Source organism: Sporosarcina sp. P29 (genome assembly GCF_002743265.1).
GTDB lineage: Bacteria > Bacillota > Bacilli > Bacillales_A > Planococcaceae > Sporosarcina.
Genome location: NZ_PDYX01000027.1, coordinates 21,000 through 27,625, shown reverse-complemented (window position 1 = coordinate 27,625; position 6,626 = coordinate 21,000). Strand labels below are relative to the sequence as shown.

Sequence of the window (6,626 nt, the reverse complement as noted above, 5' to 3'; positions counted from 1 at the left end):
CTTAATCAATATATAATTGATTATGTGAAAATAGATGGAATTACTTTAGCGGATCTCATTAAACGAAAAGAAATTAAGATTACTACTGTTTTTTAGTAGAAGGATGAAATCATTCATCTTCGGTAATCGGGCCATATTAATCTACACGGGGGCGTTATTATTGAGAAGAGGAAGTATAGGCATGGCTTTATTTACAGGTGCATTTGTATTGGTAGTAATGCTTTTTATTGAGTATTTAATCCCCAATATCAATACTATAATAAAGATTATCGTTGTCGGTTTATTAGCTATGATTGGTGGCATGATCGGCAATAAGTTTTTTCCAAACAAGCAGTGATATTATGCAAACGGGGGCGATTGTGGAACATGGTTATTCGTAGTCGCTTAGTTGATCGGAGTGGAAGCCGGCGACTCCGGGAGGATCAGTGGGACAGGTGAAACACCTAGCGAGCGAAGCGAGGAGTGTGGTTCACCGCCCGCCCTCCGGAACGCGTCCGGCTGCAACGCAGATCAACGGGTTCGAATCCCAACTGTCAATTAGTAGTGGGATCGTAGGACTTACAAATTAACTCGGTTAGTACAACTTACTTTATTTACACTAAGCCATTATTAAAAAGACATGCAAAAAACCGCTAATTCATATATGAATTAGCGGTTCGCTTTATTGTACATTTTGTAACAGCTATTACTTCTTCTCATCAATATGAAGAGTTTTGTCATCTGCAAACTCTACATCCAACTTAAACTCGTCATACCCATCAAGACCGTACCATTGTAAAATGCGATCAATCGCTTCATCTTTAGTCGTTCCACTATCAATCAAAATCTCCATAAACATCTTATGCATATCGTCAATCGCTTCATTACCTTCGAGATCCACTTCCTGGAACTCGTTGAGATACTCTGCATCGTCAGGCTTTACATCCTCATAATCCGTTTCAATTTTCTTGCCGTCTTTCTTGATCGTTAAATCGAAATCCGTGAAACCGTACCCGTCACCCGTGTTCATTGTACTGCCTTCACCCTCGTCTTCAATGCTAACCGCAGCATCATTGTCCGGTGCCTTGTCTTTTGACCCGCAACCTCCGAGAAGTAAAATAGATGAAACTCCTGCAATAGATAATATTCGCATTACTGACATAAGCGCCACCCTTTCTAAAGTGTATACTACTTGTATTATCACCTTAAAACAGTAAACTTAAACAAAAAAGCAGATCTCTTTGTAGGTAGGAGAGAAGGGTAATTAGTGATACTTGCGCTCTAAGATCGAACCGAGCATCTGTCGAATCGGTAAGACTTGTCCGCTTGGTAGTCGAACTCTTCCGTGATAATAGCCGACATGTTGGGTAATTGACATTTTCCTGACGAGATAGTGATCAAGCGTTGGGCATTGGAAGAATGGTTTAAACGTCAATTGGATATCATCTGAAAACTTCGTTTGGATCTTCCAAGCACTTTTCGGGTCTGCTTTATTGCTTTTAAATACTACATCCTCATGAAATTTATGCATCGTGCCTTCCACAAAGACAGCATTTTCCGTTAGCCCTGTACCATCTGTCCAACTACCACCAAAATTTAAACCGACGCGTTTACCGCTTGTACGTTGAGAGGCCATTGCCCAGTCCCAATTCGTTCGGGCATGCCACACACCACGACCATAATCGTGGACCGCGAAACTATAATACGGATTGAAATCATAGCGTCGATCACCAACTCGTACATATCCGCCAGTTGGCATAATAGAGTGTTTGGAGGTGAAATGGAATGAGTCTCGACTTTTCGGGATGACCACATTCAAAGATTCATCTTTCTCGGGATGAATAATATGCAAATCGGCATGCAAGACTTCATTATCGAAATCAGGAATGATAACGGATAAATGCGTTTCACCTTGCATGTGGACGAGTTGAATCGTAATATCGTCATGCACAAACTTAATACTTTCGAGTGCCTCTTCAGGCATTTTTATACGTCTTCCAAAAGGTAGGGTTACATGTTTTTCATAGAATCGCTGTGTTTCATAGTTGAGTATGTAAACTAGACAAATAACTTTATGATCCAAGTGTACAATCGAGGCAGTCAATAAAACGTCTTCCCCGTAAATGCACCAATTATTCCAACGCTTCTTTTTCATAAACTGTCCTCTTAGATTGCTTCTCACTAAAGGGCTGCGTGCGTATCCTATTGATTCAGGATTCAGAAGCCCCTTGGAGTCACACAGAGATACAATTTCAGACAACTCCTTTTCTTCATGTTGCATGACGTTAACCACCTTTCTTGCCTATTGTCTTTTAAACGAACAGTTGATATACTCTATATTGTATCAGATATGAGGGGCATTAGCTCAGCTGGGAGAGCGTTGCGCTGGCAGTGCAAAGGTCAGGGGTTCGAGCCCCCTATGCTCCATAAAGATAGTAGCGGCAGTTCTTGAGAGAAATCTCTAAGAACTGTCGCTTTTCTTATTCGAAAGGATACTATTTCTTACTATATTCCCCTTTACCATGCAGAATGAAACTATTTACTATTGTATAATTATTCATTATAACGTATATTAAATGATATAGGAAGTAACCATTATAAGATCTTGTCCAATATATGTAGTATGCAAGCAAACGTATACATATACTTGTAGACAGTTGTTAGTCAGTATCTTATAATTGTATTAATTTAGAATATTTATACTGGTGAAGAGAGAGAAGGGGAAATGTATGAAGAAGATGTTTACAGCACTATTACTAATCCTAGTATTGGTCGTTGCGGGATGTAGTAGTAACGACGGAGGAGCAGGGTCAACAGAGAAATCCACGTTGAAGAATATTAAAGACAACAAAAAATTAGTAGTTGGAATTGCACCAGGTTATTTCCCTTTTGAAATGAAAAGTATTGAAGGCGGGTTTGTCGGCTACGATATCGATCTAGCCAACGCGGTAGGCGAAGCGTTAGATACGGAAGTAGAATTTAAGCAATTCGCATTTGATGGATTAGGACCAGCTTTGCAAATAGGTGAAGTGGATATGGTCATCGCAGGTATGACGATCCGTGGAGACCGTGCACTGTCCATTAGCATGTCCAATCCTTACTATAAAACAGGTCAGGCAATCATGGTACCGACTGCGAGCAAAGGGATCAAGTCATGGGAAGAACTTGACGTCAAGGGCAATAAAATTGCTGTAGGTATCGGAACTACGGGCGCGTTGCTTGCGAAGTCACAGTTCAAAAATGCGGAAGTTGTAGATTATGAAGATTTCCCGTTGGCAGCTACAACAATGGGTTCAGGTCAAGCGGATGCAGTCGTTTATGATGAACCTGCTGTTGCGGTATGGCGCTTAGAGCATGAAGGGGAAGTTCACCAGCTCGAAGGTTTGTTGTCCGCAGAAAACCTAGGGATTGCAGTGAAGAAAAATGATTTTGAAACGATTCAATGGTTGAACTCGTTCTTGCATAGCTATGTGGATAGCCCGGAAGAATTGGAATCAAGAAGTCGCTGGTTTGAGGAAAGCGACTGGCTAGATAAGGTTTCGGGCGAATAATATGGGTGGCTATGAATATGACTTCAGTGTAATATCGCAAAATATGGATATCTTTATTCAAGGGGCGCTGAAAACACTCGAAATTTCAGCAATCGCATTATTGCTGGCTATTCCGCTCGGTATTATCATCGGAATGGGCCGGATTTCCCGCAATGGATTTATCCGTATTCTTTCCTCAGCCTATGTAGAAGTCATGCGCGGTGTACCGTTGCTAGTACTATTGATTTGGATTTTCTTTGTACTTGGTCAATTTTTGAAACTCGGTTCCTATTGGGCATCGATTATTGGTCTAGCTGTCTTTACCGCAGCATTCATTGCAGAAATCGTTCGTTCAGGAATACAAGGTGTGCCAAGAGGGCAGATGGAAGCGGCCCGTTCGTCAGGTATGACCTACTGGCAGGCAATGCGCTTGATCGTCTTGCCACAAGCATTCCGACGAGTTCTACCGCCACTTGCTTCACAATTCATCATGCTAATTAAAGATTCATCTTTGATCTCGGTCATCGGTGCAACGGAATTGACGTTGAATGCGAAGAACCTCGTTGCCACTAGTATGCGTTCCATTGAAGTATGGACTTTCATAGGTTTCGTTTACTTTGCCATGACGTTCACGTTATCCATGATCATTCGTGCGATCGAACAAAAGTTATTAGCGAGAGAAAATTCATGAAGCTTGATGTGAAGGAGTGCCAGATATGATTTCCATAAAACATGTGAATAAAACATTCGGTATGAACCAAGTGCTGACGGATGTCTCGCTTGAAGTACCTAAATCAAACGTAGTGGCCATTATAGGCCCAAGTGGAGCAGGAAAGTCTACACTAATTCGCACGATCAATGCGCTCGAGCCGATCGATGACGGAGAAATAGTAGTAGACGGCGTTTCCATCCACGATAAAAAAGTGAATATTAATAAAGCGCGTTCTGAAATCGGATTCGTTTTCCAAAGCTTTAATCTCTATCCTTTCCTGACGGCGTTGCAAAACGTTACACTTGCGCCGATCAATGTAAAAGGACTAAGCAAAAGTGCGGCGGAGGAGCGAGGGAAGGAGTTGCTGACTTCACTCGGTCTTGGCGATAAATTCGACGCGTATCCAAACCGATTATCTGGCGGGCAGCAACAACGTGTCGCCATAGCGCGTGCGCTCGCTATGGATCCGCAAGTCATGCTTTTCGATGAGCCGACATCCGCACTCGATCCTGAGATGGTTACGGAAGTTCTCGATGCAATCCGTAAACTTGCTGAAAGTGGTATGACGATGGTCGTCGTGACGCATGAAATGGGCTTCGCCAAAGAAATTTGTGACGAGATCATCTTTATGGCTGATGGCAAAGTCGTGGAACAAGCAACACCTGCCAAGTTCTTCACCAATCCCGATTCTGAACGTGCCCAAAATTTTTTATCAAAAGTATTACATCATTAATTGAACGTCCCTCGTTGTCATATGATATGGCAAGGAGGGATTTTTTTGTACAATCGACAAGCGGCAGTAGACTATGCAGATAATTGGTGGAACAGCAGAAACCCTGCCTTCCCAAGTTTTGAAGATGACTGTACGAATTTCATTTCACAATGTCTGTTAGCAGGTGGAGCACCGATGCACGGACAACCAAACCGAGAAAAGGGTTGGTGGATGCGTAAAGGTACGTGGAGCTTCAGCTTTACCGTCGCTCACTCGCTGCGCTGGTACTTGGCAACTTCTACAAAAGGGCTGACTGCAACTCAAGTAAAAACTCCCCAAGAATTACAGATTGGCGATATTATTACGTATGACTTCCATGGAGACGGCCGTTTTGACCATACGACGATCGTAACTGCCATGGACGGGGAAAATCCACTCGTCAATGCCCATACGTATAACGCGTATCATCGCACGTGGGATTATAAAGACTCCTATGCTTATTCGCCAAATGCGAAGTATATCTTCTTCAAAATTAATGATCACTTCTCATAATTATCCAGTTCTGCATCAAAGTGTTTCTCATAGCCTCTAGCAACAGACTACTAAGTTAGGGTATAATGAAAAACAGATACTTAGTGCAAAGGAGAAGGTTGAGTGTGAATGAACAAGCATTATCGGTAAGAGAGGCCATTGTTACACGGCGCTCTATTAAGAATTTTAACGGACAACCGATCGAACCAGAGATCATCCCAGAAATTATAGAAGACGCTGTTTGGGCCCCAAACCACGGAAACCGTAACCCTTGGCGATTGATCGTAGCAACAGGTGAACAGTATGAAGAGCTTTTGGACGTCTTGAAGGAGTTCGGTGTAGCAAATTGGAAACAGCTTTCTGACGAGGATCTCGAAAAACAAATGAAGAAGTTCTCGACTGCCAGTGCAGCTGTATTCGTCATCGTACCTGAAGATGTACGCCAAAAAGAGCGGCTGGAGGATTATGCAGCAGCGAGCATACTGATTCAGAATATCCAATTGCTTGCTTGGGATAAAGGAATCGGTACATGTTGGAAGACTCCTCCATTCATCGACAACCCGAAATTCCGCGAGCGTCTAGGTATAGAGTCAGGCGAGCGCATCATCAGCATGTTGCAGTTCGGCTATTTCGATACATCACCAAAAGCCCCACCGCGTAAGCCAGTAGAGGAAATCATTACGTACTTTGGCAGTAGTGACGACGAAGAAGAGGAATCTTGAGAGCGGGAAATTACTGCTCTTCAAGTAGATATACTAGTGAAATGAAATGAAATGAAAAACAGGCTACCCCTTTGTAGGGCAGCCTGTTTTTTTGAATGGATGAAGAAGGGGGCTCTATCAAGACCCCGTAAACGCACTATCCGGCACGCACGCGCTCACTCCATCCGGTCGAACGCTCTATCTAGCACTGCAAGCGCTCACTCCATCCGGTCGAACGCTCTATCTAGCACGGCAAGCGCTCAATCCATCCGGTCGAACGCTCTATCTAGCACGGCGAGCGCTCAATCCATCCGGTCAAACGCTCTATCTAGCACCGCACGCGCTCACTCCATCCGGTCAAACGCTCTATCTAGCACGGCAAGCGCTCACTCCATCCGGTCAAACGCTCTATCTAGCACCGCACGCGCTCAATCCATCAACGTAACCGCTCAACCGCCACG

8 protein-coding genes and 1 tRNA gene are annotated in these 6,626 nt (G+C 43.5%); 7 read left to right on the top strand and 2 right to left on the bottom strand.

Translation table 11 applies throughout. The annotated features are described in order from the left end of the window. The first annotated feature begins 181 nt into the window (after positions 1–181). The gene (locus CSV68_RS17365) at positions 182–337 is read left to right on the top strand and encodes a hypothetical protein (RefSeq protein ID WP_199175042.1); all 156 of its coding nucleotides are present in this window, start codon (positions 182–184) and stop codon (positions 335–337) included. 348 nt (positions 338–685) lie between these two features. Here CSV68_RS17365 and CSV68_RS15195 read toward each other — a convergent pair whose 3' ends face one another. Together CSV68_RS15195 and CSV68_RS15190 are read right to left on the bottom strand one after the other, a co-directional pair. Further along, positions 686–1,141, bottom strand: coding sequence for a YusW family protein (locus CSV68_RS15195; protein ID WP_099662560.1), 456 nt, complete (start codon positions 1,139–1,141; stop codon positions 686–688). Between the two features lie 102 nt (positions 1,142–1,243). Then, positions 1,244–2,260 (bottom strand): DUF2804 domain-containing protein, encoded by a 1,017-nt coding sequence (locus CSV68_RS15190; protein ID WP_099634649.1) that lies wholly within the window; start codon positions 2,258–2,260, stop codon positions 1,244–1,246. Between the two features lie 73 nt (positions 2,261–2,333). Here CSV68_RS15190 and CSV68_RS15185 point away from each other — a divergent pair. The 6 genes from CSV68_RS15185 (at position 2,334) to CSV68_RS15160 (ending at position 6,186) form a co-directional block, all read left to right on the top strand. Beyond that, a tRNA-Ala gene (locus CSV68_RS15185) sits at positions 2,334–2,406 on the top strand. A gap of 302 nt (positions 2,407–2,708) precedes the next feature. Further along, complete coding sequence (locus CSV68_RS15180; RefSeq protein WP_099662559.1) at positions 2,709–3,530, top strand: transporter substrate-binding domain-containing protein; 822 nt, start codon at positions 2,709–2,711, stop codon at positions 3,528–3,530. Position 3,531: 1 nt separating this feature from the next. Continuing rightward, positions 3,532–4,200 carry an amino acid ABC transporter permease gene (locus tag CSV68_RS15175; RefSeq protein ID WP_099634647.1) on the top strand — a complete coding sequence of 223 codons (669 nt, stop codon included), beginning with the start codon at positions 3,532–3,534 and terminating at the stop codon, positions 4,198–4,200. A gap of 25 nt (positions 4,201–4,225) precedes the next feature. Then, positions 4,226–4,954 (top strand): amino acid ABC transporter ATP-binding protein, encoded by a 729-nt coding sequence (locus CSV68_RS15170; RefSeq protein WP_099634646.1) that lies wholly within the window; start codon positions 4,226–4,228, stop codon positions 4,952–4,954. Between the two features lie 45 nt (positions 4,955–4,999). Continuing rightward, entirely contained in the window at positions 5,000–5,485 is a 486-nt protein-coding gene (locus CSV68_RS15165; RefSeq protein WP_233190454.1) for an amidase domain-containing protein, read from the top strand. A gap of 104 nt (positions 5,486–5,589) precedes the next feature. Continuing rightward, complete coding sequence (locus CSV68_RS15160; protein ID WP_099634644.1) at positions 5,590–6,186, top strand: nitroreductase family protein; 597 nt, start codon at positions 5,590–5,592, stop codon at positions 6,184–6,186. Positions 6,187–6,626 lie beyond the last annotated feature (440 nt).

Bases quoted from the DNA above. Each gene is read 5' to 3' on its own strand.
- CSV68_RS15190 (WP_099634649.1), bottom strand. From the start codon at position 2,260: ATGCAACATGAAGAAAAGGAGTTGTCTGAAATTGTATCTCTGTGTGAC.
- CSV68_RS15180 (WP_099662559.1), top strand. From the start codon at position 2,709: ATGAAGAAGATGTTTACAGCACTATTACTAATCCTAGTATTGGTCGTT.
- CSV68_RS15195 (WP_099662560.1), bottom strand. From the start codon at position 1,141: ATGTCAGTAATGCGAATATTATCTATTGCAGGAGTTTCATCTATTTTA.
- CSV68_RS17365 (WP_199175042.1), top strand. From the start codon at position 182: ATGGCTTTATTTACAGGTGCATTTGTATTGGTAGTAATGCTTTTTATT.
- CSV68_RS15170 (WP_099634646.1), top strand. From the start codon at position 4,226: ATGATTTCCATAAAACATGTGAATAAAACATTCGGTATGAACCAAGTG.
- CSV68_RS15175 (WP_099634647.1), top strand. From the start codon at position 3,532: ATGGGTGGCTATGAATATGACTTCAGTGTAATATCGCAAAATATGGAT.